The 25579-nt window shown below is 59.3% G+C and carries 27 protein-coding genes and 3 pseudogenes; 16 read left to right on the top strand and 14 right to left on the bottom strand.

What is annotated here, in order from left to right:
* Positions 1-3 precede the first annotated feature (3 nt).
* The 5 genes and pseudogenes from IB244_RS24800 to IB244_RS24780 all read right to left on the bottom strand — a co-directional run.
* Positions 4-1005 (bottom strand): ABC transporter permease, encoded by a 1002-nt coding sequence (locus IB244_RS24800; protein WP_169681702.1) that lies wholly within the window; start codon positions 1003-1005, stop codon positions 4-6.
* Entirely contained in the window at positions 1002-1820 is an 819-nt protein-coding gene (locus IB244_RS24795) for an ATP-binding cassette domain-containing protein (protein ID WP_029792518.1), read from the bottom strand. Before IB244_RS24795 ends, IB244_RS24800 begins: the two co-directional genes overlap by 4 nt.
* Positions 1817-2764: a substrate-binding domain-containing protein gene (locus IB244_RS24790; RefSeq protein WP_025661799.1), complete on the bottom strand. Its 948-nt coding sequence runs from the start codon at positions 2762-2764 to the stop codon at positions 1817-1819. The genes IB244_RS24795 and IB244_RS24790 overlap by 4 nt, the downstream gene beginning before the upstream one ends.
* A 38-nt stretch (positions 2765-2802) precedes the next feature.
* Positions 2803-3825 (bottom strand): LacI family DNA-binding transcriptional regulator, encoded by a 1023-nt coding sequence (locus tag IB244_RS24785; RefSeq protein WP_169681703.1) that lies wholly within the window; start codon positions 3823-3825, stop codon positions 2803-2805.
* A gap of 256 nt (positions 3826-4081) precedes the next feature.
* A pseudogene (locus tag IB244_RS24780) lies at positions 4082-4615 on the bottom strand (substrate-binding domain-containing protein); the annotation flags it as partial.
* 23 nt (positions 4616-4638) lie between these two features.
* Here IB244_RS24780 and IB244_RS24775 point away from each other — a divergent pair.
* Positions 4639-4893, top strand: coding sequence for a TOBE domain-containing protein (locus IB244_RS24775; protein ID WP_312867265.1), 255 nt, complete (start codon positions 4639-4641; stop codon positions 4891-4893).
* A 140-nt stretch (positions 4894-5033) separates the two neighbouring features.
* Positions 5034-5153 (top strand): DUF1127 domain-containing protein, encoded by a 120-nt coding sequence (locus IB244_RS24770; RefSeq protein ID WP_169681705.1) that lies wholly within the window; start codon positions 5034-5036, stop codon positions 5151-5153.
* Positions 5154-5367: 214 nt separating this feature from the next.
* Here IB244_RS24770 and IB244_RS24765 read toward each other — a convergent pair whose 3' ends face one another.
* On the bottom strand, positions 5368-6216 hold the full coding sequence (locus IB244_RS24765) for a ferritin-like domain-containing protein (protein WP_169681706.1): 849 nt from the start codon (positions 6214-6216) through the stop codon (positions 5368-5370).
* A gap of 184 nt (positions 6217-6400) precedes the next feature.
* Here IB244_RS24765 and IB244_RS24760 point away from each other — a divergent pair, with 184 nt between their 5' ends.
* From IB244_RS24760 to IB244_RS24725, 8 genes are all read left to right on the top strand, one after another.
* Positions 6401-8611, top strand: coding sequence for a NosR/NirI family protein (locus IB244_RS24760; RefSeq protein ID WP_246733646.1), 2211 nt, complete (start codon positions 6401-6403; stop codon positions 8609-8611).
* A 41-nt stretch (positions 8612-8652) separates the two neighbouring features.
* Positions 8653-10566, top strand: a complete 1914-nt coding sequence (gene nosZ, locus IB244_RS24755; protein WP_169681708.1) for a TAT-dependent nitrous-oxide reductase — start codon at positions 8653-8655, stop codon at positions 10564-10566.
* Positions 10566-11933, top strand: a complete 1368-nt coding sequence (locus tag IB244_RS24750; protein ID WP_246734644.1) for a nitrous oxide reductase family maturation protein NosD — start codon at positions 10566-10568, stop codon at positions 11931-11933. The genes nosZ and IB244_RS24750 overlap by 1 nt, the downstream gene beginning before the upstream one ends.
* Positions 11930-12847, top strand: a complete 918-nt coding sequence (locus IB244_RS24745) for an ABC transporter ATP-binding protein (protein ID WP_169681711.1) — start codon at positions 11930-11932, stop codon at positions 12845-12847. Before IB244_RS24750 ends, IB244_RS24745 begins: the two co-directional genes overlap by 4 nt.
* A complete protein-coding gene (locus tag IB244_RS24740; RefSeq protein ID WP_192241793.1) occupies positions 12844-13671 on the top strand; it encodes an ABC transporter permease in 828 nt (275 codons plus the stop codon). Before IB244_RS24745 ends, IB244_RS24740 begins: the two co-directional genes overlap by 4 nt.
* Positions 13668-14234 carry a nitrous oxide reductase accessory protein NosL gene (locus IB244_RS24735; RefSeq protein WP_169681715.1) on the top strand — a complete coding sequence of 189 codons (567 nt, stop codon included), beginning with the start codon at positions 13668-13670 and terminating at the stop codon, positions 14232-14234. Before IB244_RS24740 ends, IB244_RS24735 begins: the two co-directional genes overlap by 4 nt.
* Entirely contained in the window at positions 14227-15219 is a 993-nt protein-coding gene (locus tag IB244_RS24730; RefSeq protein ID WP_192305982.1) for an FAD:protein FMN transferase, read from the top strand. The genes IB244_RS24735 and IB244_RS24730 overlap by 8 nt, the downstream gene beginning before the upstream one ends.
* A gap of 69 nt (positions 15220-15288) precedes the next feature.
* Entirely contained in the window at positions 15289-15723 is a 435-nt protein-coding gene (locus IB244_RS24725) for a pseudoazurin (RefSeq protein WP_169681717.1), read from the top strand.
* A gap of 257 nt (positions 15724-15980) precedes the next feature.
* Here IB244_RS24725 and IB244_RS24720 read toward each other — a convergent pair whose 3' ends face one another.
* The 3 genes and pseudogenes from IB244_RS24720 to IB244_RS24715 all read right to left on the bottom strand — a co-directional run bounded on the left by IB244_RS24720 (position 15981) and on the right by IB244_RS24715 (position 17252).
* The gene (locus tag IB244_RS24720; protein WP_246733653.1) at positions 15981-16340 is read right to left on the bottom strand and encodes a hypothetical protein; all 360 of its coding nucleotides are present in this window, start codon (positions 16338-16340) and stop codon (positions 15981-15983) included.
* Positions 16336-16509: pseudogene (locus IB244_RS32530) on the bottom strand (Fic family protein); the annotation flags it as partial. The pseudogene IB244_RS32530 and the gene IB244_RS24720, both read right to left, overlap by 5 nt.
* 197 nt (positions 16510-16706) lie before the next feature.
* The gene (locus IB244_RS24715) at positions 16707-17252 is read right to left on the bottom strand and encodes a SpvB/TcaC N-terminal domain-containing protein (RefSeq protein ID WP_169681718.1); all 546 of its coding nucleotides are present in this window, start codon (positions 17250-17252) and stop codon (positions 16707-16709) included.
* A gap of 984 nt (positions 17253-18236) precedes the next feature.
* Between IB244_RS24715 and IB244_RS31920 the strand changes: the two genes are divergently transcribed.
* From IB244_RS31920 to IB244_RS24695, 5 genes and pseudogenes are all read left to right on the top strand, one after another.
* Positions 18237-18401, top strand: coding sequence for a hypothetical protein (locus IB244_RS31920; protein ID WP_210258253.1), 165 nt, complete (start codon positions 18237-18239; stop codon positions 18399-18401).
* A gap of 39 nt (positions 18402-18440) precedes the next feature.
* Positions 18441-18995 (top strand): annotated as a pseudogene (locus IB244_RS32975) (isochorismatase family protein); the annotation flags it as partial.
* Between the two features lie 7 nt (positions 18996-19002).
* On the top strand, positions 19003-19653 hold the full coding sequence (locus tag IB244_RS24705; protein ID WP_312867266.1) for a hypothetical protein: 651 nt from the start codon (positions 19003-19005) through the stop codon (positions 19651-19653).
* A gap of 19 nt (positions 19654-19672) precedes the next feature.
* Positions 19673-19909 (top strand): hypothetical protein, encoded by a 237-nt coding sequence (locus IB244_RS24700; RefSeq protein ID WP_192305980.1) that lies wholly within the window; start codon positions 19673-19675, stop codon positions 19907-19909.
* Between the two features lie 201 nt (positions 19910-20110).
* A complete protein-coding gene (locus IB244_RS24695; RefSeq protein ID WP_169681721.1) occupies positions 20111-20257 on the top strand; it encodes a hypothetical protein in 147 nt (48 codons plus the stop codon).
* 15 nt (positions 20258-20272) lie between these two features.
* Here the strand turns inward: IB244_RS24695 and IB244_RS24690 are convergent, their stop codons facing one another.
* From IB244_RS24690 to IB244_RS32525, 4 genes are all read right to left on the bottom strand, one after another.
* Positions 20273-21121, bottom strand: a complete 849-nt coding sequence (locus IB244_RS24690; RefSeq protein ID WP_192241796.1) for a PhzF family phenazine biosynthesis protein — start codon at positions 21119-21121, stop codon at positions 20273-20275.
* A gap of 415 nt (positions 21122-21536) precedes the next feature.
* Positions 21537-22190, bottom strand: coding sequence for an HD domain-containing protein (locus tag IB244_RS24685; protein ID WP_192305978.1), 654 nt, complete (start codon positions 22188-22190; stop codon positions 21537-21539).
* Between the two features lie 531 nt (positions 22191-22721).
* Complete coding sequence (locus IB244_RS24680) at positions 22722-23378, bottom strand: LysR substrate-binding domain-containing protein (protein WP_246734657.1); 657 nt, start codon at positions 23376-23378, stop codon at positions 22722-22724.
* Entirely contained in the window at positions 23270-23590 is a 321-nt protein-coding gene (locus IB244_RS32525; protein ID WP_246734643.1) for a LysR family transcriptional regulator, read from the bottom strand. Before IB244_RS32525 ends, IB244_RS24680 begins: the two co-directional genes overlap by 109 nt.
* A 106-nt stretch (positions 23591-23696) precedes the next feature.
* On the opposite strand from IB244_RS32525, the gene IB244_RS24675 reads away from it, so the two are divergent.
* A complete protein-coding gene (locus IB244_RS24675; protein WP_192305976.1) occupies positions 23697-24827 on the top strand; it encodes a Gfo/Idh/MocA family protein in 1131 nt (376 codons plus the stop codon).
* 281 nt (positions 24828-25108) lie between these two features.
* On the opposite strand, the gene IB244_RS24670 is transcribed toward IB244_RS24675, so the two are convergent.
* Positions 25109-25549 (bottom strand): winged helix-turn-helix transcriptional regulator, encoded by a 441-nt coding sequence (locus IB244_RS24670; RefSeq protein WP_018858689.1) that lies wholly within the window; start codon positions 25547-25549, stop codon positions 25109-25111.
* Positions 25550-25579 lie beyond the last annotated feature (30 nt).

Raw genomic sequence — 25579 nt, 5'->3', positions numbered from 1 at the left:
ACCTCACTTCTTCTTTCCGCCGAAGCGGAAGTTAGTGGTAAAGATCTTGGTGTTGAGCCAGATTGCCACGAGGATGATGGCGCCCGTCACGATCTGCGTGAAGAAGGGCGAGATGTGCATCAGGATCAGCCCGTTGCCGATGACGGCGATGGTGAGTGTCCCGAGCACCGTGCCGAGAATGCTGCCGCGTCCGCCCATCAGCGATGTGCCGCCGAGCACCACGGCCGCGATGACCTGCAGTTCGAAACCGACGGCTGCGTTGGACGAGCCGGAGCCGAGACGGGCGGCGATCAGAAGTCCGGCCAATGCGCAGGCAATCCCTGACACCATGTAGACCGAGGCAACGATCCATTTCGCCGGCATGCCGACGCGGCGTGCGGCCTCGAGATTGGAGCCGACCGCGACGACTTGCCGGCCGTATTTCGTGTAGGCGATCACAACGTAGCCGATCACGGCCACAAGCACGGCTATCAGCGCCGGAACCGGAAGCCCGAGGAACTCGCCCCGGCCGAGCCAGAAGAAGCCGGGCGCATCCTTGATCGGGATCGAATATCCCTGCGTCAGCCACAGCGCGAAACCTCGCAGAATGGAGAGGCCCGCGAGCGTGACGATGAAGGCCGGGATGCCTTGATAGGCAATGAACCAGCCCTGGGCGATGCCCATCAGCGCGCCAAAGGCAATCATGCCGATCACTACAGTCGGCCATGGATAGCCCATGGCCATGATGATTGCCGCCACCGCATTAACCAGCGCCACCTGCGAACCGACGGAAAGATCGATGCCGCCAGTGATGATGACAAGCGTCATCGCGACCGCGACGACCAGGATGGGAGCGGCCTGGCGCACGACGTTGAGGATATTGCCCAGCGTCAGGAACGTGTCCGTGGTGGCGGAGAAGAAGACGAGGCAAGCGAGGAAGAACACGGTGATCGACAGCACCTGCGCGTGTTCGGAAAGGAAGTCCGCGACCGGCGATCCGGCCGCGCGTTCGGTATAGGCGCTCAATGCTTCTGCCCTCCGACGATGAGCTGCACAAGATCCTGCAAGTCGGTCTTGGCGATATCGCGTTCGGCGACCTTGGTGCCTTCGTACATGACGGCGATACGGTCGCAAACGCGGAAGAGATCCTGCAGACGGTGGGTGATAAGGATGACCGACACCCCTTTGGCCTTGACGCGGTTGATCAGGTTGAGCACGGCCTCGACCTCCGCCACGGCAAGAGCCGATGTCGGCTCGTCCATGATCAGCACCTTCGGATTGAAGGACGCGGCGCGCGCGATAGCGATCGCCTGCCGCTGACCGCCCGACAGTTTCTCCACCTTAGCACCAAGTCGTGGGATGCGGATCTCGAGCGCATCCAGCATGGCGCGGGCCTCGGTCAGCATGCGCGCGCGGTCGAGGAACGGTCCCTTGGTCAGTTCGCGGCCCAGAAACAGATTGCCGACCACATCGACATGGTCGCACAGGCTGAGGTCCTGAAACACCATTTCGATATTCCTATCGCGGGCGTCGGCCGGTCCGCTGAAGCGAACCTCCTGTCCGTCGACGGCGATCGTGCCGTCATCGGGGATATAGGTACCGGAGATGACCTTGGTCAGCGTCGACTTGCCGGCTGCGTTGTCGCCGACCAATCCCAGGCATTCGCCGGGATAAATGTCGAGATCGACGCCGCGCAGCGCCTGATGCGAGCCGAAGTTCTTGCGGATGCCCTTCAAGGAAATGCGGGGCTGGCGATTGCCGCCTTCGCCGGACTGCCGGGGGAGAATTTCTCCGCCCCCGGATCCTGCGACAGCGGTTGGGTGCTGTCTGTCAGAGATCATTTGAAAACGGCCCGGTAGGGTTCGACATTCTCCTTGGTGACGATAGTGATCGGCACCGAGATCGTCTTCTCGACGCTGCCGCCGTCCGAGATCTTCTTGAGGGCATCGACGGCCGCCGCACCCATGGCGGACGGATCCTGCTGGATCACGGCTGTGACGTAGCCCGCGTCGATGCCGGCGATTGCCTGGGCGGTCAGATCCCAGCCGAAGATCTTGACATCAGACTGCTTGCCCTGGCTTTCGACAGCGGCGATGGCGCCCATCAGCGCTGGCTCGCCGGTGGCGTAAACTGCGTTCATGTCGGGGTTGCCGGTGATAAGGTTTTCAGCGGCGGCCAGCGCGTTGTCCTGGATGTTCTGGCCATCGACGACGCCAGCGGTGGTGACGCCTTCGACACTTTTGACGGTCTTTTCGAAGCCTTCCTGGCGGACATTCTGGATGAAGGAGTTCAGTGCGCCGACAACGCCATACTTCACCTTGCCGCCCATGTTACTTTTCACATAATCGAGGAAGAACTTGCCCATGTCTGCACCAGCCTTGGCATTGTCGACGCCGATCTGCGCCTTCTGCGGGCCTTCCGGGAGAATCGCATCGATGGCGACAACGGGAATGCCCGCGGCGGCGGCCTGCTGCACGGCTGGCATGATGCCATTAACGTCGATTGCAACGACCGCGAGGCCGTCTACCTTCTGCTGGATATAGGTTTCGATGGCGCTGTTTTGCGCGGCCGGGTCGTTATTGGCGTTGAAGATCACCAGCTTGGCGCCGGCCGCGTCGGCCGCCTTTTGCGCGCCTTCGTTCATCTGGTTGAAGAACAGCGCCTGCTGGTTGATCTGCACAAGCGCGAAGGTCTTTTCAGCGGCGAAGGCACTCCCGAACGAGATGCCGGCAAAGACCGTGGTCGCGAGTGCAGTCGTGAACGTCCTGCGTGTCAGAATAGTCATGTCTTGTTCCTCTGGTTAGGTTCATCTTCGTTGCTTTTTTATTGTTTCGACGGCGGTGCAACGGAGTTCCGCACGACGATTTCGACCGGCAGCAGTTCCTCGGAGCGCAAGGTCTCGGGCTCCTGCCAGTTTGTTTCCAGAACGAGCGCCAAGGCGCGTTCGCCAAGCGCCCGGACGGGCTGGCGTATGGCGGTCAGCGGCGGCGCAAAAAGATGCAGCGGTCCGACGTCGTCGAAGCCGATCACCGAAACCTCGCCGGGAACCGAGACGCCCTCGGCAAGCAGCACTTCGATCAAGCCGATCGCTATTTCGTCCGAACTGGCAAAGATGCCCGTCGCCTGCTTGCCCTCATCGATAAAACGGCGCGCCGCCTGCCGGCCGAATTCCACCGTGAAGCTGCCCTCGTAGCGTGTCACCTGGAACGGCTCTCCACGCTCCATAAGCGCGCGTTCCAGGCCGAGGAAGCGGCGGCGCGTGCTGATCATTTCCTGTGGGCCGCCGATGTAGACGATGTGCCTATGCCCATGGTCTGCTAGATGCCGACCCGCGAGATAGCCACCCTCCTCGTTATCGGCGAAGAGTTTCGGCACTATCGCATTCGGCACGTCTTCGTCGACGATGACGACCTTGCCGGCCTGGTTGATCACTGCCGCCAGTTCGCCGTCGTCTGGATGGTTGGTAACGAAGATGAGGCCATCAACATGGTTGCGCGCAAGCCCTGTCACATATGAGATCTCACGGCCAGGGCGGTTGAGCGTCGCATGCAGCGACAGGGCGAGGCCGCGCTTATCCGCCTCGTGCTCTACAGCAGCAACAAGCGTTGCGAAGAACGGATTGGCAATATCCGGCACCACAAGACCGATCGTCTCCGAACGGCCGCGGCTCAGACGGCGCGCATGCGGGTTCGGCTCGTAGCGAAGTTCCCGGATTGCCTTGTCGATGCGCTCTTTGGTTTCAGGGGGAAGTTGAAGCGAACCGTTCAGAAGCCGTGATACCGTCGCTACCGATACGCCAGCGGCATCGGCGACATCCTTCAGGCTTGTAGCACGCTTGCTGGACATCATGTCTCCCTGACAGGATAACTAAGCTTGTAAAGCGATTTACTAAACCGCTTTACAATGACACCCGCAATCCCGCTGTCAAGCGTGAAAATTGGGCACGAAGAAAAATTAGGCGAAAGGCCCGCTTCCGCATTAGCCAAGGTCGATGGCGAACAATCCGTGACAGGCCTCGGGGCTCGAAGCGCGTTCGCGGGTGGTCTTTAGCGCGCAGGATCTAATTTAGCCCGCAAGCTTGGCAACCGGGCGTTTTCATGTGTCACGCGGAGCCTCGTGCCGCGATGCTGCAAAGAAGCCGAACGATGCCCGGCTCCAGCTTTTCGCGGCGCGAAAGCCCGAGGATCGCGAGGCCCGCACGATGCCCGATTTCCTTGAGTTCCATGTCGATCGTCGTGAGCGGTGGTCGTGTTTGCTTCGAGATGACCTCCCAGTTATCGAACCCAACGACGGCGACGTCGTCAGGGATCGACACACCCCGGTCGCGAAGCGCATCGATGACGCCGCGCGCAATTTCGTCGCTTCCACAGAAGATTGCATCAGGTTTTGGGCCTGATTGCGAATAGACAGCATCAATTGCTGAGTGTCCCCATTCTTCGGACCACTCGCCGAACATCACTTGGCCGGATGAGCCCACAAGTTCCCTATAGGCATCCGCACGGATCCGGGCGGCGAGGTAGTTCTGCACGCCGGTGATGTGCAGGATGCGTGACCTGCCCAGGGTCTGGAGATGTTGCACGGCAATGCGCGCACCCTGGGCATCATCAGGATGGAAGCTCAATCTATCGGCAGTACCGGCCACATGCAGGCAACCCGGTCGTGTTCGGTATCCGGCCTGAATCGATATCGAGTCTGACACCAAAACCCGGCTTCGAAACGGTCGAGGCGAATATCGATCTCGTTGAGCCGCTTGGACCGGAGACGATGAACTACTTCGATATCGGGCCGGTGAGCCTTTGCGCCAATGTCGATCCGGAAAGTGAGCCGCGTCCAGGTTCGCGTATGCCGCTTTCCTTCAACATGAACCGCATGCATCTTTTCGATCCGGCTGGGGGCTGTTCGCTTTCGTCCTAATGACATCAGGAATTGACCTTGCCCCCAGGTTTTATCCAGTTTTAAGTTCGCTCCAGCGGTTTTTTTGAAGTGCTACCCGATTTTGGGCCAGCGGGAGCTGGAATTTTCCGGGGTTAAGGCTCAGTTCGGCGGGGGTGCCGATGAGCCGTTCATTGTTGCCAACGGTCTCCGAACTGGGCCGCATGAGCAATCGCTCACTCCATGACCTTGGCATCGATCGCGGCGAAATCAAGCGGATCGCAAGAGCTGGCGCTCGCTAAGTCCGCGAAGACAATGTGCAGTTTGAAGCGCTCGTCCTACCAGGCGGGCGCTTTTGTTTTGCTAGTGATGGATAGCGCCAAAGCGCCCCGCGTATCGCCCTTACTCTTTGGGCAAAATATCGCTCCGATGGACGATGGCCTACGGCGTCACCATCTTCCGTTCATCCTCTGTGGAAAGAATTCTAGTTTCGGATCGAACGTCCCTCGTATCATACTAGAGTTGGCGCCCTCGAAGAGCCCGGAGGCAGTGAATGACCTGCGAGGCGAACTCGCGGGCCCGACCGGCCTCTTTCTCGTCGGCCGCGCGATCTCCGATGTCGAGGTAGCAGTCCGCTAGGAATTCGCAGAGCGGCAGAGCACTTTCAACCGCCTTTCGTGTCGCCTTCCCCGGGCGCGGAGTGGTAAGTAGCGGGAATTCTCGCATCGAGCTCGACCTCAGCTCGGCTTCTTTTGAAAGAGCCAGGAGGTCGTCGCCTCCGTCTGTCCTTGATAGTTCCGTCAACGATCTGAGCTGTCCAGACAATATCTGCTCAAGCATCGGCAAATCGCCTTTGTCGACCGTTAGAGTTTGATCTCGTTCCCGGTGAAATGCCAGTCGTCGCTCGCGTCTCAATGTTGCAACATGGCCGAGTTCCTCCCGGGCCATTCGTTCGGCTGCATCTCTAACGTCGTCCGACCCGGCATGGGCCGAGACGTAGGACCAGAACACGAACGCGCGTTCCTCGTTGCGAACGGCTATCGAGAAAGCGCGGTAGGCGCTCAACATCTCGGGAGCCACTTTCCCAGCTCCTTCGTCATCGAACAGGTGTTCCGGGGGATAGGCGGAAACCGCAAGTGTTTTGCATCCGAGTGCTTTCTCCCATTCATTCACTTTGCTCAAGTGCCCCTGTTCCTCGGCGACCAGCGCATCGAACACTGCCGCAAGCTCGGGGTGTCCCATCTCCGTCATTCTAAGACCGAGGGCGAGGTAACCTTCTATTGCTTCCTGTTCCATGGCACGACCAAGCGCCAAAAGCTCGTCCAACGACGCTAGATGCCAAGGATCGGAGGTCTTTGCTGGCATGCAGTCCACTCCTGTTAGGCCTTCCCCTTGCCGGATATGGGCCCATTTGAAACGCGTACGTTTTTCCAACGAGGAGTTGTCTTCGGCCGAGGTTAGGATACATTCTCATCTCGGAACTGCAAAGAAATCCAAGGCCAGCGCAATGAACTTTTCAAAGAAAGTTCGGTCGTCATGGTTAGCAAGCATGCTCGTGCTTGCGGTCGCGTTCGTCGGCCTCTCGTCCACAACCCCCGCATTCGCAGCCGGGCAGCTTCCCACCTTTCTTGAAAGAGTTCAGCCAAGCGAGCTTTTCGAGGGTGCCGACCGCTTCGGCGACGCCGTGGGAGACCCCCCCATCGCGCCGGTCTATCGAGGTGACGTTCTGCTTGGGTATGTCTACCTCAATTCCGATTTTACCAGTTCGGTTGGCTATTCTGGTAAGCCGATCCACATCGCAGTTGGCATCGATCCATCCGGAATTATCAGGGGCTTCAAGCTCATAGAACACCACGAGCCGATCGTCCTCGTCGGAATTCCCCAGGCCAAAGTCGTCGCCGCCTTGAATTCGATTATCGGCAAAGACCTTGGAAGGGTAGCCTCCGGGGCTGAGCGCCCGCCGGAGGTGGATATCGTCAGTGGAGCGACCGTCACGGTGCTCGTCATGGGCGACAGCGTCGTTCGCTCCGCCGTCAACCTCATCCGGAGCAAGCGCCTGGGCGCGAGCGGTCCGGCAGGTGTTAGACCTGTTTCAGTTGTCAAAACGCTCGACCTTTCGAGAGACCAGGCGAGCGACTGGCAGACCCTCCTCGGTGACGGCTCGGTCCGGAGCCTGCGGTTGACGGTTGGCGAGGTTTCGAAGGCCTTTGAAGAGGCCTCACATCCGGAAGCGGCTTCGCACCCGGAAACCGCGAACCCGGAAGACCGTTTCATCGATCTATACATTGCGCCTGTGAGCGTCCCCGCAATCGGCAAGACGCTCCTTGGAGATGTCGCGTATCAGCGCCTCGCCACCCAGCTCAAGCCGGGACAGTCCGCGATCCTCGTGGCCGGAGACGGGGCATACTCCTTTAAAGGCTCCGCCTACGTCCGCGGCGGCATCTTCGATCGCGTCGAATTGCTACAGAGCGGGCAAGGTTTGCGATTTCGCGATCGCGACCATACGAGGATCGCGGCTCTCGCGCCGTCGGACGCACCACGCCTGAGGGAGATAGCGCTGTTCGTTGTGCCGCCGGAATTCTCCTTCGAGGTGACCGAGCCGTGGGAGCTGGAAATGCTCGTGCAACGCAGCAGCACGGGCGCGCGCGACAAGTCCGTCATCCCCTATTCGATCCCATACGCCCTTCCGTCCACCTACTACACCGTGACGCAGACCTCCTCGCAAGAGCAGGTCCCGGTCGCCGCCGCCGAGAAGAGCGATCCGGCGGAAGCGAAACCGGAACCCGGCGAGCCTCCGCTGTGGAAGCGCATGTGGGGTATGAACAGAGCCTCGATTGCGATCATCGTCGCTGCGCTCCTCGTCCTGACGGCAATCTTCTTCTTCCAGGACTGGCTGGTCAAACGTCCGAAGCTGTTCGGATGGATCCGTACCGGGTATCTCGTTTTCACCCTCGTCTGGCTCGGATGGTACGCGAACGCCCAGCTGTCGGTTGTCAACGTCCTAACATTCACGAACGCGCTGGTCACCAATTTCAGTTGGGAGTTCTTCCTCGCGGCACCGTTGATTTTCATCCTTTGGGCCGCGGTGGCGGCCGGTCTGCTGTTTTGGGGGCGCGGTCCGTACTGCGGATGGCTCTGCCCGTTCGGTGCGCTGCAGGAGCTGCTGAGCCAGGCTGCGAAGCGCCTCAGAATACCCCAGGTGAAAGTTCCGTGGGGACTTCACGAGCGTCTTTGGCCAATCAAATACATGACCTTCCTTGGGCTTTTCGGAATGTCGTTCTATTCGATGGCCTATGCGGAGATGCTCTCGGAGATCGAGCCGTTCAAGACCGCGATCATCCTGAAGTTCATCCGTGACTGGCCATTCGTTGTCTTCGCTTTGCTACTCCTCGTGGCCAGCCTCTTTATCGAGCGGTTCTACTGCCGCTACCTCTGCCCGCTTGGGGCGGCACTTGCCATTCCAGGTCGTATCCGGACGTTCGAATGGTTGAAGCGCTGGCCCGAATGTGGAACGCCCTGCCAGCGTTGCGCGAAGGAATGTCCGGTGCAAGCGATACACCCTGAAGGCCCGATCAACGTCAACGAGTGCATCTACTGCATGCACTGCCAGGAACTCTACCATGACGACCAGCGCTGTCCCCACATGATCCAGGTACGGCTCAAGCGAGAAAAGTTCATGGCGCTGTCAACTCCGGAATCGAGAGGAGAAAATAAACCACCAAAGACGCTCGTTACTCATAATGGAGAACCGGTCAAATAGGCACGCGACGTATGCGGGCCGCACCCCAGGAGGCAAATACCATGTCGAATGAAGACAAAAAACTGCCCCTTTTCAACAGACGTCAACTACTGGGGACCACTGCCGTGGCTGCGGCCGCAGGAGCGGCGACGGCCAGCGGTGCGTTGGGCCTTTCGGGTGGGGCATCTCCAGCGATGGCCCAGGAACGCGCAAAGTGGGAGGTCAAACCTGGCGAGCTCGACGAATACTACACCTTCTTCTCGAGCGGCCAGTCAGGCGAAGTCCGCATCGTCGGTGTTCCGTCGATGCGCGAAATCATGCGCATTCCTGTGTTCAACCGTTGCAGTGCCACGGGATGGGGTCAGACGAACGAGAGCCTGAAGGTGCTTACGGAGAACATGCGGCCGGAGACGGTGGAGTTTCTCAAAGACCGCGGCGGCGTCTACCAGAACGGTGACCTTCACCACCCGCACCCATCCTTCACGGACGGCACCTACGACGGCCGCTATCTCTTCGCCAACGACAAGTCCAACACGCGGGTCTGCCGTATTCGCCTTGACGTCATGAAGTGCGACAAGATCATCGAGCTTCCAAACCAGCACACCGTGCACGGCCTGCGCGTCCAGAAGTTCCCCAAGACCGGCTACGTGTTCTGCAATGGCGAAGACGGTGTCCCGATCCCCAACGACGGCAAAGTACTGGACGATCCGAAGCAGTACCGCTCCATCTTCACCGCGGTCGATGGCGAGACGATGAAAGTCGCCTGGCAGGTCATCGTGGACGGCAACCTCGACAACGTCGATGCCGACTATCAAGGCAAGTACTGCTATTCCACCTGCTACAACTCAGAGGGCGGCGTGACCCTCGAAGAGATGATGAGCAAGGACCTGGACTGGGTCGTGGTGTTTAACCTCAAACGCATCGAAGAAGCGGTCGCCAACGGTGACTTCAAGGAAATCGGCGGCGTTCCAGTAATCGATGGCTCCCACGGTTCGAAGTACACCCGCTACATTCCGGTCCCGAACAGTCCCCATGGTATAAATACGGCCCCGGACGGGATCCACTTCGTGGCCAACGGCAAGCTCTCACCGACCGTCACGGTGTTCGACGTGCGCAAGTTCGACGACCTCTTCGACGACAAGATCGAGCCGCGCGACACAGTCGTCGCCGAAACTGAACTTGGGCTTGGGCCGCTGCACACGGCTTACGACGGGAGGGGAAACGCCTACACCACGCTGTTCCTCGACAGCCAAGTGTGCAAGTGGAACATCGAGGACGCCATTCGGGCGTTCAAAGGCGAGAAGGTCAATCCTATCCGCCAGAAGCTGGACGTCCACTACCAGCCGGGACACAACCACTCCTCGATGGGTCAGACCAAGGAGGCTGACGGCAAGTGGCTCATCTCGCTCAACAAGTTCTCGAAGGACCGCTACCTCAACGCCGGCCCACTGAAGCCGGAGAGCGATCAGCTGATTGACATCTCGGGCGACGAAATGGTGCTCGTTCACGACGGCCCCTCCTTCGCCGAGCCGCACGACGCGACGATCGTGCATGCGTCCAAGATCAATCCGCTCCATGTGTGGAAGCGCGAAGACCCATTCTTCGCCGACGCAGTCGCTCAGGCCAAAAAGGACAATATCGACCTCATGGTAGACTCCGAAATCATTCGCGATGGTGACAAGGTTCGGGTTTACATGACGTCCGCGGCTCCCGCGTTCGGGCTGACGTCCTTCACCGTCAAGGAGGGCGACGAGGTGACCGTATACGTCACCAATATCGACGAGGTCGAGGACCTGACGCACGGCTTCTGCATCGTCAACTACGGCATCAACATGGAGATCGGGCCGCAGGCGACGGCATCGGTGACCTTCAAGGCGGCCAAGCCCGGTGTCTACTGGTATTATTGCACGTGGTTCTGCCATGCGATGCACATGGAAATGAAAGGTCGCATGATGGTCGAACCTAAGTCGGTATGATGGTGCGCGTGACGATCATAGCGATGGTGGCGTTCTGGGTCGCCATCGCCATCCCCGCCGAGGCCGCAGAGCGGATGGTCACACCTGCCGATAACCTGGCAGCGATCCTGGAGGCGGCATCGCCGAGGGACCGCATTACCCTGCAACCAGGCAAGCACAAGGGTCCCGTGAAGATCGTCAAGCCTGTGACCGTGGAAGGGGAGCCGGGGGCTGCGATCATAGGCGACGGAAAAGGCACCGTCGTTACCATAGACGCGGCGGGCGTCGTTCTCCGGGGCCTTGAGATCAGCGGATCGGGCACGAACCTCGAAGGCGCGGACTCGGGTGTGTTCGCGACCGAGAACGCGAAAGGTGCGCTCATCGAACGGAACAAGGTCACTGGAAACCTCTACGGCATCTACGTCCACGGGGCGACCGATTCTTTGGTCCGCAACAACACGGTCATCGGCCTGAAGAAGGGCCACCTGAGCGAATTGGGCACCGGCATCGCGGTTTGGAATGCGCCGGGTGCCAAGATCGTCGGCAACGACGTCAGCTTCGGCCGCGATGGCATCTTCACCATCGCGAGCAAGCGCAATGTGTTCAGCGGCAACAACTTCCATGACGTTCGTTTCGCGATTCACTACATGTACACCAACAACAGTGAGATCAGCGGCAACACGTCTACTGGGAACGCAGTCGGCTACGCGCTCATGTTCTCAAACAAGCTGAAAATCATCGGCAATGTGTCTGACGGAGACCGCGATCATGGCCTCGTGCTGAACTTCGCCAACGGATCGCAGATTGAGGAGAACACCGTCATCGGGCGGATGCAGCCCCAGAGCCGCTGGACAACGGCCGGGAACCGCGACCCCGCTGACAAAATGCCTTCAGACGATAGTCCAGTGAGCCCCGACGTCAGCCTCTCGGGCGAGCGACTGGGCCCGGAGAAGTGCGTTTTCATCTACAACGCCAACAACAACCGACTGAGGGGCAACAGGTTTGAAGGTTGTTCGATCGGTATTCACTTTACGGCCGGATCAGAAGGCAACTCTATGAGCGAAAACGCCTTTATCAATAATCGCACTCAGGTCAAATACGTGGGAACCCGGTATCTCGATTGGTCGGCGGACGGCCGTGGCAACTACTGGAGCGACAATCCGGCGTTCGACCTCGATGGAGACGGGATCGCCGACAACGCCTACCGCCCGAACGATGTCATGGACAAGGTGATGTGGACCTCTCCCCAAGCGAAGGTGCTGGCCACCAGCCCCGCAGTCCAGGTCATCCGCTGGGCTCAGGCTCAGTTCCCGGCCTTACTGCCGGGGGGCGTCGTTGACAGCCATCCCCTAATGGCACCTCCCCCCCAAAAGGAGCCGGTGCAATGACAGCACCGACCGCAACAATTTCAGGCGTCGCCAAGCGCTATGGAAACGTCCAAGCGGTCAGGGACGTTACTTTCGAGCTCAACGAAGGGGAAACCGTCGCGCTTGTCGGCCACAACGGCGCCGGAAAGACGACATTGATCAAGCTTATGCTCGGCCTGATCCGCCCCTCCGCGGGCAACGTGCTTGTTCTCGGCGAAGACCCAGCCAAGGGCGATTTCGAGGTTCGGAGGCGGCTCGGCTACCTGCCGGAAAGCGTGTCCTTTCACATGGCCTTGACGGGGCGGGAAACCTTGGCCTTCTACGCGCGACTGAAACGGGTTGAGGTTTCCGTGGTGCCGGAGCTTCTTGAGCGGGTTGGACTGGCTGCGGTTGCGGCCGACCGTCCGGTCCGGACCTATTCAAAGGGCATGCGGCAGAGACTTGGTCTGGCACAGGCGCTGCTTGGCCAGCCGCGGGTCCTGCTCCTGGACGAGCCTACGAGCGGCCTCGATCCGGCTCTTCGCCGACGATTCTACGATATCCTGGGCGAACTGCGATCCGCTGGGACCACAATCCTTCTTTCGTCGCACGCACTCACCGAACTTGAAGGACGGGCCAATCGCGTGGTGATCGTCAACGAAGGCGTGAAGGTCGCCGATGGATCGCTGGAGACTTTGCGAACCCTTGCGCATTTGCCCACCCGCGTGAGCGTGAAACTTGCAGGCGGTGGTTCGCCGGTCGATTGGAAATTTGGAAGTGGCTGGAGGAAGACAGGTGTCGACACGGTCGAGACCGAGGTGACGGTGGAGGACAAAGTCGCACTCCTTCGAGAGGTCACGGCCAATCCTGCGGAGGTAGCCGGGGTGCACCTCGTAGAGCCGACACTGGACGATCTCTATGCCCATTTCCTTGGCGGGCGGAAGGCGGCCGAATGAAGAACATCCTTATCGTAGCCCGCAAGGAAATTCTGGAAGGGTTGCGCAATCGGTGGGTGCTCGGGGCAACACTTCTCCTTGCAGCATTGGCGCTCACCCTCACTGCGCTGGGCAGCGCGCCGACGGGTAACGTCGGGGTCAACCAGCTCGACGTGGTCATCGTCAGTCTATCCAGCCTCACCATTTTTCTCGTGCCGTTGATCGCGCTCCTGCTCTCGCACGACGCGATCGTGGGCGAGATGGAACGCGGCACCATGCAGCTGCTTTTAAGCTATCCGGTCGGGCGCAATCAGGTTATTCTCGGCAAGTTCTTCGGGCATGTCGCCATCCTCGCCTTCGCGACACTCTGCGGCTACGGTGCCGCCGCATTGGCCCTCGCGATCACAAGTCCTGACATTGACGCCGCCAGTTGGCGTGCCTTTCTCGCCATGATCGGGTCGTCCGTGCTTTTGGGTGCGGTGTTCGTCGCTATCGGATACCTGGCAAGCACGATTGTCAGCGAGCGGAGCACGGCGGGCGGCATAGCCATCGGCATCTGGCTACTGTTCGTCCTGATTTATGACATGGCGTTGCTCGGCGCACTCGTCGCGGCGGCGGGGCACGCTCTTCCCTCCGGTCTTCTGGACACGTTCTTGCTGCTCAATCCAACCGACGTCTACCGGATGCTCAACCTCGGGTCTGGAGACGCAAGCGCTCTTTCCGGCCTGGGCGGCGTCGCAAAGCATTCCGGACTTAACGCCGTATTGATGATTGTAGCGCTTGTCGCGTGGACCATATTGCCGCTCGCGCTTGCCGCGGTCGTATTTTCGAGGAGGGAGCTATGACACGCGCTTTGGTGGTCGGGATACTATTGTCGGCCTTTTTGCTTGGAGGGTGCAGGGAGGAGCAACGGGCCTCTCCGCCGCCGTTCGCGCTGACGTCGGAAGCAGTAGGCAGGTACTGCGGAATGAACGTGCTCGAACACCCCGGGCCGAAAGGCCAGATCATTCTCGATGCACAAGTTCCCGAACCCATCTGGTTCTCGTCTGCCCGCGACGCGCTGGCTTTCACAATGCTACCGGAAGAGCCGAAGGACATCGCGGCAATCTATGTATCCGACATGAGTAAGGCACCGAGTTGGGAAAAGCCAGGTGAGTCGAACTGGATCGACGCACGAAAGGCCTTTTACGTCATCAGCAGTTCCGTGCGGGGCGGCATGGGGGCGGAAGAGGCGGTCCCCTTCTCCACGGAGGAAGCGGCACGGCAATTTTCCGTCAAGAACGGCGGGCGTGTCGTCGCATTCAGTGATGTCCCCCAGGCCTACGTGCTGGGTTCAGGCGGTGCCGATGCCGATACCACCACCCCCACAAACCCCGAGAAGAAGTTGGAGGGACATGGTCATGGCTAGAGGATACACTCGCCGCCGGGCTATTGCGATTATCGCCGCGACGGCGGGCTTGCCCCTTCTGACCCGTGCGGAACCTATGGCGACAGTCATCAGGTGGAGCGGGCAAGCCCTCGGCGCACCGGCAACGCTTATTCTAAATCACGAAAACCAGGTTCATGCCACGCGGTTGATCGATGCGGTCGTTGCCGAGGTTGCCCGGCTGGAAGCCGTGTTCAGTCTCTATCGCGACGAATCCTCGTTGTCCGAATTGAACAGGGTCCGTGCTCTAGTCGCGCCTCCGCGTGATCTGGTGACCTTGCTTGGCTCCTGCCAGGAATATTGGACCATGAGCGGCGGTGCATTCGATCCGACTGTGCAGCCACTGTGGTCTTTATATCGCGACCACTTCATGCAGCCGGAAGCTGATCCCTCCGGCCCGCCGGCCGAAAAGATCAGAAATGCGCTCGACGCCGTGGGCTTCGACGGCATCGAATTCAATAGGGATCGCATTATCCTGACCCGACCTAAGATGGCAGTGACTTTGAATGGCATTGCCCAAGGCTACATCACGGACAGGATCGTGGAATTGCTGAGAGGGGCCGGGGTGACTAGCAGTCTTGTCGACATGGGAGAAAGCCGCGCGATAGGTTCGAGGGAGAATGGTACGCCGTGGCGGATCGGCCTCACAGAGCGACAGGACGAGTCTCCCGACGTGATTCTCGAAGTCACCAACAAGGCAGTCGCAACCTCGAGTGCGACGGGCTTCCATTTCGATGAGGCACAGCACTTCGGTCATATTCTCGACCCTCACACCGGAGGAGCCGCTGCATTGTACAGGCGCGTGACGGTCATCGCCGACAATGCGACCACTGCAGATGCTTTGTCGACGGCATTCAGCTTGATGCACGAGACCAGTATTCGATCGGTGATTGACCGCAGACCAGACGTGCAGGCAGACCTCGTCCGGGCGGACGGCGGCCATCACCGTTTCGAAACGCGAGCCTGAGGTGGCGCGACGGCTCGCGCTCGCTTTTTCCCTAGCGCAAACAACCAACCACGAGAGGAGTACGTGATCATGCGCCTTCTGAAAAATCTGACCGCGGCATCTATGCTTGCGGCAACCGCTGTTCCGGCGGCAGCTGCCGATTTCGAGGTTCACATGATGAACAAAGGGGCCGACGGAGTGATGGTATTCGAGCCCGCACTCACTAAGATCAAGCCGGGCGACACTGTGACCTTTGTGCCGATGGACAAGGGGCACAATGCCGAAACCGTAAAGGATATGATTCCTGAAGGCGCCGAAGCCTTCAAGAGCAAGGTCAATGAGAACCTGAAGCAGACCTTCACCGTACCGGGAGCTTACGTGATCAAGTGCACGCCGCATTTTTCTATGGGCATGGTCGAGGTTGTGGTGGTGGGTGATACCCCCGCAAACCTTGAGGCTATCAAGTCCGGAAAGCTGCCGAACAAGGCTCGCGAGCGCGTCGACAAGGCGCTTTCGCAGCTATAATCCTTCAGCTTTTAGGGTCGGCAGCAGAAGCTGTTCAAGGCGCAGTCGCCCGGCTGTCGTTGACCTGTGATCGTACACCTTATGGCAGCCCATCGCCTTGGGTATTGTCGCACAAGACATCCTCGACCACACGCTGGTCTTACTGCCGCAGCCATCACACCAATAGTAGCGATGGTGGATTGAAGTTCGCCCGTGTCGTCGGAACCCGAAAACTTGCCCACGCCTCACTGAAGCTCATGCGGCGGCGAAAAAGGGGCCTAACTCCGAACGCTGCCGGTTCCAACTTTCGGCATTACTGGGCCCTCCGCACCCGCTCCGACTGGGGCCGCCACAGCCGCCGCGATTGATCGCGCGATGGCCATCTGGGCGTCGAGAATGCTTCGACCCTTTATATTGACGTCGTAGTCGCTCGACCACACGACTGCGCCGTCTGCCCCCCGGACCAGGCGTGCGATTGCTCGCATATCATCAGGTTCCAGGCGTACGCTACCTTGCAGAGTGTATGTCGTGTCGGCCTCATTGGTATTGGCATTTCCGTCCTCGGCGATAACGATCAGCCCATTGAACTTCACGAGATTGACGACAATTTCGTTTGTCAGCCCGCTCAGGACTACCATCCAAGCGCCCGAGCGCGCGCTCGGCCAAGCTGAGACGCTCCAGCAATGAAAGCACATCAATCGCCGGCTCGGGCGGCAACGGTGGTGTTACGAACGCCCGTACTGTTTCATTGGCAGCGATCGTCTCGACGAAACGACCCAACCGATGTTTGGATTGGGAATCTGACATAACCCAGTATCAGCCGCGCCCGTTATTTAACCAAGGCGCACTTAATTTAATTAAGCAGCGGATTTAGATAAGAGCGCTTAATTAACGTGGGAGACATTGAACTCTGGAGCGCTGATCTAGAGTAATCTGCGTAAGGGCACAAATGCGATGGCCAGGCAGCATTCAAAGTATTACATCCTTTCTTAAAGCATTGCCTCCTAGCGCCAATGCACATCGCGAGGACTGTCGCTCCTGGTCCACCGCTCGATCCGCGCGATCTGCGCGCCGACCCGCGGGCGATAGCGCCGCACTACCCAGCCGTCGTCATGGACGATGGGGCGGCCGTCCTCGAGCGCCAGCTCGCCGCCGGGTGTTCTGCGAAACTCGGGAACCAGTTCCTCGACGTCCGACAGGGTGAAGGTGTCGCTGTCGGTTGCTTCCTCGTAGCGCGGCAGCCCCTTGTCCGTCTTGCGCCTGATGGCGGGAAGATCAAGCTCCCAGCCGAAACCGCACGGGGAATTGCCGGCGCCCGAGTCGTACGCCAAGGCGAGCGAAGGTCCGAAGCCCGAGCGGCCAGGGCTCAGGGCCAGCGGCACGCTCAGGGTACCCGTGCCCGTCACCGGGTTAGTCGCGAACTTCTCACCGATGCCCCGGATGGCGCCGCCGCCCTTGGGCAAAGCGACGGACAGTGGAACGACCGCGAACGGCTTGTCGGAGGCGGCCGTCGCAGCGAGCGTACCCGTAGCCGTGTCTCGTTCGGCCATTCCAGCCTCCCGACCCACCAGGGTGCGACCAGATTGCATTCGCCGTCGCGTCGTTGTCAAGGTTGCCCAATGACGTGCTTGCGGGCAGTTTGATTTCTGCCCCGGTGCGCCCCTCATTACCTGGTCATGGCCTCAGTATTGCTCGGTTTGCCTAAATGCCAATCGACATGATCTTCGCATCTGTGCGGCTCGGCGCGTGCGGATACACGGCCCACCGACTGAAGCATCAACCGCGATAGGAGCATAGGCTGATTTTTCGCTGCGCGCTTGTGCGTTCCAAGGACCAGTGAAACCCCGTTGGTCCTGCCCAATTTCGGATGAGTAGCGTCGTTCATAACCTCGACGACGGTATGATCGACCCACTCCGCTCCCTACCGCCCCGCCCTTGCCAGCGATCGTGCGATGTCGACAATATCGTCGCGGCCAGAGTGGGCTTCCAATGCCGGCCCTTAAGAAATGACATTGATTATATTTGACAAAATAAGAAAAGCTCGCCTACTGTCCTCAGTCCTAGGACAAAGGACTAATGAGGTGTCCTTCTATATCGCATGCCATAGCGTTCAACATTCGGCCTGAAAACCCTTCGAGTTAGTTGCGTTCAAGAATTATAGACCTGTTTGAGCCGAGACTGCCGAACGACAAACTCCATCGTAGCTTCAACGAAATCCGCAACAATACGCGCTACGCCAAGGTGGTGCCGGTAATTCAAAGCTGGGCAACAGGTATCCTCGACCCGAAAAGGTGAGGCGGAAAAATTCGTCAAGGAAGTTCCGTCAACCTTCAATTCGTCCATGTGGGAAATCTATCTCGACAAGGCTTTTACCGATCTAGGGTGTACCGTCGACTATCCCAAATCCTCACCGGATTTCTTCGTGAAGGGACCTGGGGAACAACGAGTTGATCAACCTCGTCCTCTCGCCGCGTTATTATTACGGCTGGGATCATTGCTAGCGTTGTGAGGCACCGCTCGAAAAATTCCAGCACGTGACGGGCACCTCCGACCGCAATGGCCCCTATACCGTGGATAGCTTCCGCGGCTCGGGTGCGGACTTCATGGAGGAGTTCAAGCCTTTCATTGAGGACGGCAAGACCATCATCTGCTCGCCCCACAAGGTTTATGGTCCCCAGGCCAACGATCTGAAGCTCTAGCTTGGCAAGCGGGGCATCAACCGGGTGATCCTCACCGGGATGCTGGCCAACGTGTGCGTCGATTCGCACATGCGCGACTTGCTCGAAGCGGGCTTCGAGGTCGCGGTGGTGCGTGACGCCGTGGCGGCCCCGAAGCTTCCCGACGGCGACGGCTATCTCGCCGCGCTCATCAACTATCGCTTCATGGCCAACGCATCTGGACCACGGACGAGACGGTCGATAAGTTCTTGGCAGGCGCTCGCTAGGGCCGCTTCCGCTGTCGATCGAGAGGGCATTATGACACGTTCAAACATCGCGACGGTGCCAGCCGGCCTCTTTGGCATGGTGCTGGGATTAGCGGGTCTCGGCGGCGCCTGGCGTGCAGGACACGTTGTCTGGGCGCTTCCCGTCTTCGTCGGCGAACTGGTGATGTTGACGGCAGGATTTGTCTGGCTGATCCTCACGTCACTCTACGCACTCAAATGGCTTATTGCGCGCGACGTAGCGCTTGCCGAGCTCGCCCATCCAGTCCAATGCTGCTTCGTCGGGCTCGTCGGCGTGGCGACGATGCTGGTCGCCGGCGGACTTGCGCCCTATTCCTACGGAGTGGCGCTTGCTCTTTATATCGGCGGCGCGCTCTTCACGTTCGGCTTTGCCATCTGGCGAACAGGCGGTCTATGGCAAGGGGGGGCGCGATATCATCCAGACGACACCGGTGCTCTATCTTCCGAGCGTGGCCGGAAGCTTCGTCGCCAGCACAGTTGGCGGTGCGCTCGGCTTCGCGGATCTTGGCACGTTCTTCTTCGGCATGGGGTTCTTCACGTGGCTGGCCATCGAATCCGCCCTGCTGCATCGGCTGCTCACCGCACCAACTTTGACAAGCGCCCTGCGGCCAACCCTTGGCATCCAGTTAGCGCCGCCGGTAGTCGGCGCGGTGGCGTTGATCGCGGTAGCGCCACAAGCACCAATACTCCTTGTACACGCAATGATCGGCTACGGCGTTCTCCAGGTCCTAATCTTGCTGCGGCTTCTGCCCTGGATCCTGAAAGAACCCTTCGCGCCGTCCTATTGGGCGTTCAGCTTCGGCGTAACGGCGCTTGCAATCGCGCCGATCCGCCTTATCGCTCTCGGAGACGACGGCGTCATCCTCTATCTAGCACCGGTCCTATTCGGTTTCGCGAACCTGTTCATGCTCATTCTAACAGCTGGGACGATTTGCCGGCTGTTGCAGGGCCGTCTCCTGCCACCACCTAATGTTGCGCCCACACCCTGACCAAGGCTCAGGAAAGTGGATGTACGCATATCGCCTGAATGTGATCATGCTTCTCTGGTCTTCATCCGGCCGGGACCGCGGTAGCAGTGCGTTTGGACGCCGCCATCAGCCAGGCAAAAGCGCGCCGCCATCGATGTGGTCGCCTTACGGGCTGCCGAGCTACCATGTCGTCCAGGACGTGCCGTCGCTCAGGGTTATTGGCGACGGTCTCTGGCAACGCGTGAAGATGCGTAAGGAAAACTGGCGCGATGGCTAGGACAGAGCGTCATCCCGCTGGGCCGGGGGTTCAGTCCGCACACGTGCCAAGAATTGGCGTCATCAGTTGCACATGTGCATCGATCCGCTAAAGAACCTCCGCGGGAACGGCCTCTCGCTCTGGCTGCGATCGCCATAGTTTATTCACCCGCGCGACGGTCTCGGCAACCGCTCTGAGAACGGCAGCTTCCCGGCGTGCGCGATGATCGTCGTCCGTGACACCGTCATGGGTTTTGACATGCCGCACGAGCAGCTATCCGCGCGTGTGATTTTCGAAGTAACGATAGCTCATCTCAAATCCGACTTTGCGAAAATCATCGATAGCGATGCGATCATGGCGGCCAGCTAGCTTATAACCAGCACTTTAAAGGGATGCGACGCCCTCTATGCAAGTTGTAACGTCGCCACCGACCCAGATCCGATCTTCGACCAGCTCCACATGAACACGTCCTTCCCGTCCAAGGACGGTACCTTGGCTGGCAATGTATGATGAAGAAGCGATGCCGTTACCAATCAACCATTGAGCGATGCCTGCATTTAAGCTGCCGGTTACCGGGTCTTCAAAACCGGCCGCGGAAAAGGCACGCACCTCGAAATCCGCTTCCCGCCCATCCTTTGTTAGATCCCAGGGGGCAACGACACCGACCCGTAATCCAGACAGGATGGCGAAATCCGGACGAAGCGCGAGGACGTCAGCCCTGGATCGCAGTTGGACAGCGAGCCAGCCAGGGCCATTGTCCACCCAGTTGGCATCGACGATGTCATCGGTTGTCAATCGCAGACCTTTGAGGACTAGCGTCAGTGTGTCGAGTTCCACCGGGCCTGATCGCCGCAGTTCGGGGGCTTCGAAAGAAAGTCGTCCATTGTTGCGCCGAATGTGGACTAGTCCCGCCTCGCACTCCTGGACAATCTCACCACTCTTTGGCCTTCCACCGGACGACAGCCATGTGTGGCAGCTCCCCAAAGTGGGGTGGCCTGCGAAGGGCAACTCAGCAACGGGTGTAAAGATGCGAACGCGGTAATCGGCATCTACCGACCTCGGCTGTAGAAGGAAAGTCGTTTCGCTAAGGTTCGTCCAGCGCGCGAAAGCAGCCATCTCAGATGCGGTCAAGGAATCTGCTCCAATGACAACCGCCAGCGGATTGCCCAGCAAAGCTTTGGAGGAAAAAACATCAACCTGCTGGAATGAAAATTTAGTGATTTCGTGTCTCATTACGATGTCCTGGTGCCTTAATGTATGCAGCGTTTTGGGGCAGATTGGTTTAACGCCCGGTTTGGGGCAGCATTTGTCGCTATTTATAGCGCAATCAGGTCGTCCCACCCAATCGCTGGTGACGTCTGTCTTGGGGCAGCGGGCAGGTTGGTCTCTACGGCCGACGTTAGGGCGCAAAGCCGCTCGATCGCGCTGCTAATACCGGAGCCATTTCCCCCACGTCCATCATTTCAGCTGTAAGGTGGGAGACATCGCTCAAAGGGGTTCAGGACCCATGCCCACAGAGAAGGAGGACCGTTCGCCTGTTGCGCTGGAACAGCGCGACGTAAGCGCCGACCTGGTCTTCTCCACCGGTCGTGCCTAGACGACAATCGTCCCAGACCCAGGAAGTGCGGTGGCCGAGATGGCCACGGCATCACGCGTCCGCTTTCGACCCAGGCGCTGGGGCAAGGATGCCTCGCTCGACAGCAAGTTCTATGAGTCTGGTGCTGAGGCTTCCCAAGGTCTCGGAGGCCACACCGATCGGCCGCATGCGTCGATGCACGTCGGTCGTCGTGACACCCGCGGCAGGCCAGGTGCCGCCGTCCGTGAAGAAGTTGTGCAACAAGGGCTGCAAGCGATCGATGGCGTTAGCGAACCGTGATTCCGCAGAAACCTTCGCCTCGAATTCGTCCCACAGCGCCCGGAACTCTTCCGCTTGGTCCTGGGGCAGCAATACGAATATCCGCTCCGCAGCCTTCAGCTCCCTTTCGGCCTGATTGGCGGCACCGACGCTATCGTAGGCAAAGGTGTCCCCGGCATCGATCTCCACGACATCATGGATGAGCAGCATCCTGAGTACACGCAGAATATCGAGAGGTTCGTCGGAATGCTCAGCCAGCACCATCGCCATCACCGCCAATTGCCATGTGTGCTCGGCGTCGTTCTCGACGCGCGAGCGATCCAGCAGAGGGGTTCTGCGCAAGACTGTCTTCAGCTTTTCGACTTCCAGAATGAAGGCCAGTTGCTCGGCAAGGCGCTGATTGCCCAGGAGGCATCCGATAGAATCCGCAGTCATTTGAATGGTCACATCAATACTCCATGGCGTTCGACACCCGCTGTCCATCGAGCTTCGGATGGTTCTGTATCGGCCCGTAGACAGTTTGTCGTGGATCCAATTAGCCTTGAGCGCATGCGAAGGAAAGATGCCCGAAACTCTCGGGCGAAGCGCCTGAGCGGAACGACGCAAAATGAGCCTTGATCGCATTGGCCGTTTTCACCCTTGCTCCCTGGACGGCAGCCGTCCCGGATCCCGATTCCTGAACGGAAAAGAACGACAGGTCGCTCAATCCACCGGTCGCCCGAATGGTCGTCAGATAGGGCGTCAGGAAATCCGGCCGACGCGCCTGCTCGCCGGAAAATCGGCCGCCGGATGGCAATGGCGACGAATACCGGACGATCCTCGAGCAGGCCGACCCTTCCGCCGGCACCGATCGTAAAGGTCCGGCGGGAGGCGACCGCGTTTCAAGAGGGACGATTGCTTCGGTCACCTTTTGATTAGCTACTTGACCAAGACGTTCCTACTTGTTGAGCGGTCCTCGGTCGCCCTCGCCGGAAATCCCTATCGGACCGCCAGATCAGGATAATCGGAGACGACAGCTACTACGAAATCCATCACTGCGCGCACCGCTGGAGTTTTTTGCAGGTCACCGTGAACCACTAGCCATATGTCGCGCGCGAAGTACGGAGCGCCCTCCTCGATCCGAACGAGATCGCGGTCGCGTTCACCGATAAAACAAGGCAGGGCTGCTACGCCCACCCCGGCCCGCACCGCGATCAGGTGCTCGCTTGAGTAAGTCAGTTCGCAAACGACCGGGCGCCCGCCGGCAATATCCAGCAACCACGATTGTGCTGGCGTATCGGCAAAAGTTTGGTCCCAGGCTATGAACTCCCAGCGTTCGGGTGCGGCTAAATGTGCATAGGATCGGTGCGCATAGAGGCCGAAGGCCATTGTGCCGATCTTCCGCGTGACGCTACCGGTTTCATTCGGCCTGACGAACCGCACAGCGACATCGGCCTCCCGTCGGCTGAGCGAAACACGCTGTGCTTGCGCGGAAAGCGAGAGCCGGATATCGGGATACTCCGCCCGGAAGCGGGTCAAACGCTCTGTCAGAAGATGCGTGACGAGCACTGGCGGCGCGCTAAGTGTGATCCTGCCAAAAAGCGGGACATGAGCGGCTTTCGCCAGACGAGCGATGCTATGGGCCGAAGTCTCCATCTCCAAGGCCCGCTCGAGCACCTGCCTGCCCAAGCTAGTAAGGCGCAGGATCGCGGCAGTCGATCCACCAGCTTCACGTCAAGTTCAGCCTCCAGCGCGGCAAGCCGCCTGCTGACAGTCGCGTGGTCCACCTTTAGGCCGCGGGCAGCGCCAGATAGCGTACCGCTTTGAGCAACGGCAAGGAAATGACGGATGTCTTCCCAGTCGACCATCTGTGCAAAATCTCCATGATCCTTTGCACATATACCGAATTTTCGCAGGGAACGCATCCAGGTAGTTTTCGGGCATCAGGATTTTTACCACGAGAGAGCGAGCATCATGACCGGACAACGTTTCAAAATCGGCATCGTTGGCGTGCAGCCTGGAAGAAGCTGGGCTGCGCGGGCACACATTCCCGCATTGCGAACGCTCTCGGACACCTTCGAAATCGTTGGGATTGCCAATTCCAGCAAAGCCAGTGCTCAAGCCGCCGCAGACGAGCTGGGAATTCCGAAAGCCTTCGCCAGCGTTGCCGAGATGATCGCCGCGCCAGACGTCGACATTGTCACCGTCGCGGTGAAGGTACCCCCGCACCTTGAAATTGTGAAAGCTGCGATCGAAGCGGGCAAACATGTCTATTGCGAATGGCCGCTTGGCAATGGACTGGCCGAAGCCCGCGAAATGGCGTCTCTCGCCAAGGCAAAAGGAGTGCTGGGAGTGGTCGGGACTCAGGCGCGCATCGCGCCTGAGATCGACTATCTGAGACATTTGATCCTCGACGGCTTTGTCGGTGAGGTGCTGTCGACCACCTTGGTCGCGCGAGGCGGAACTGCACTGGGCGGCGGCACCATCCCTGACACGAAAACCTACGGGTATTTGCTGGACCGCGCCAACGGTGCGACTCTGCTCACGATCCCCCTGGGGCACACACTGGCGGCGCTAAGGGATGTGCTTGGCGAAGTCGCGGAAGTTTCTGCTGTAGTGGCAACACGGAGACCCACGGCGATGGCAATCGACACCGGCGAAATGCTACCAGCATCGGCACCTGACCAGGTTTTAGTGAGTGGGATTTTGGCCAGCGGCGCCCCCATTTCGATTCACTATCGCGGCGGCGCATCGCGGGACGGCAATGGATTGTTTTGGGAAATTCACGGGACGGAGGGCGACATTCGGGTGTCAGGTTCATCCGGCCACATACAAATGGTGCAGCTTTCACTGACGGGTGGACGCGGCGCAGAGAACGCATTTCGTGCGCTTGAGATTCCGGCCTCATACCGAACCGGTTGGCCTGAGGACGTGGAAGCTGGGAATGTCGCACGTCTCTATGCCAGAATGGCCAAGGATCTGCGGAACGGCACTCGTACTGCACCAAGTTTCGAGGATGCGGTCGGAATACACCGGGTTATCGACGCAATCGAGAGAGCGGCCGAAAGCGGATATCGAGTCGCGCTAAGCAGCCACGGAGCATAACTTCGGTGCCATGGGCTGCGAAAATCTTTTGGCATGCTTTGGTCAGTCGGATAAGCGACACACTTAGGCAACAAAAGCAGCGGGGTTTTGCTTGATCAGCAACGTAGCCCCACCCGAGTAGAATTCTTTCGCACAGTGCCCGTTCGCCTTTTCTGCGTCCAGCGCTGCACCTGCGTGACAGGACCCCCACGACCGCTGTTGGCGGCCGAAAGGCGAGATTGACAGTAGACCGCTCTGCACCCGCAAGCAGCGGTCATACACACGCTCGTTCCCGAGCGACATCAGCCTGTTACCTGAGTGTCGCTCCAGACAAGAGAGCGACCATCGGCGGATCGGACCTCAAGCCGAGCGACTGGCGCGCGTTTTTCTCGGTCCACAAGCGAGGAACGATCCTCCCCGTCAGTGAACAGGTAATCTTCACCCCATTGTCGGAGTGCAACGATAACGGGGAACAGACCGCGTCCCTTTGCCGTGAGGACGTATTCGCGGTATGCGGTTCCATCCGAGGCTGGCACGGTTTCGAAAATCCCTCGCTTCGCAAGGTCGCGCAATCGGGTCGACAACACCCCTTTGCTTATGCCCAGCCCGTTCTGGAACTCGCCAAAACGACGCTTGCCGTCGAAAGCGTCGCGGATGATCAAAAGCGACCACCAGTCGCCGATTGCATCAAGAGAACGCGCGACCGGGCACCCGGCATTCCAAAGACTAACCCGTTTCACCATCGCTATCGATCTCCAATCCAAACTGGTTCT

Source organism: Rhizobium sp. RHZ02, assembly GCF_014851575.1.
In the GTDB taxonomy this organism is placed as follows: domain Bacteria; phylum Pseudomonadota; class Alphaproteobacteria; order Rhizobiales; family Rhizobiaceae; genus Rhizobium; species Rhizobium altiplani.
Note: the sequence above shows the minus strand (reverse complement) of the source record. Positions and strands in the feature narration are given on the sequence as shown.